This window comes from Aliterella sp. E5.1, assembly GCF_057473825.1.
Map to the genome: position 1 here is coordinate 1 of NZ_JBYCCV010000462.1, position 951 is coordinate 951.

Here is a 951-nt window from a genome sequence, read left to right on the forward strand (position 1 = left end):
ATTCTAGAAGTAAAAATAGCTTGTCGATGTCATGGGCAAGAAATCGTTGCGCCTTGGTCAGAGAATCATAACCACACATACGCGCAAGATTAATGGCAATATTGCGGATAATAGACCAATTTGTGGCAGCATTGTAGTTAATCAATGGAGCTGTATCTTCGCCGAAAACTACATCTTTAATCCAATGTAAACGGTTCTCAATTCCCCAATGCTGACGAATCCCATGAGCAAAGTTAGTAGCCTTTGAGATAACGGAGCTAATGTAATAATTGGTCTGTAAATATTTTTTTCCTGAGCGGATACCGATGCGTTCAACTTGAATCAAGCTTTTTAATCCCAGCCAGCCGATATCGATGCCACGCAAATCGGTGAAGACACCCACAATTCGACAGGTTGTTCGACCTCGGATTTTTTCAATATCAACGAACCAGTCACAGGGTTTTTGCTCTTCGGTAATTGTCTTAATTCGTGCTAGTAGTTGAGGTTGATTTCTTTTGGCGGTGATAACGTAGTCGTTGCCGCCCTCAATGATTAGCGCCGTAGTTTTTTTGGCAGTGCAGGGCATCCATTGTGAACACCACTCCTTCTAAATTCAACGCCTCCAGCATTGTTTGCACTACTTTCAATTCACTACTCTGAAGCGAATTCAAACTGTTGGTTAGCAAGCACTACCCCTTGTTGACTACCATAAACTGACACTAACGCCACAAAGTTTTGATAAGCTGTTCCTGATTCAGTGACAGTTCCTTTAATACTCTTACCGTCAATCGCTACCCAATCTTGAGGTTGAATACTAATAGTCCGGCTAGCCCATTGCTCAAATTGAGCTGCCAGCGCTTGGAAATCGCATTTTCTGTAAGATGCGACGAAAGGTAGTGTCTGATGGCAGGCGAGTTACTTTTAGTCCTAGTTTCTCACTGACTGCCCCGTAGTGGCGCGCCCCAAAGTCTT

General features: G+C 43.4%; 1 protein-coding gene. It reads right to left on the reverse strand.

Annotated elements, in window-relative coordinates; all coding sequences use genetic code 11:
* On the reverse strand, nt 1-565 hold a 565-nt coding region (locus AC2VE5_RS28245; protein WP_486890814.1), incomplete at its 3' end, for an ISAs1 family transposase.
* Nucleotides 566-951: the final 386 nt, after the last annotated feature.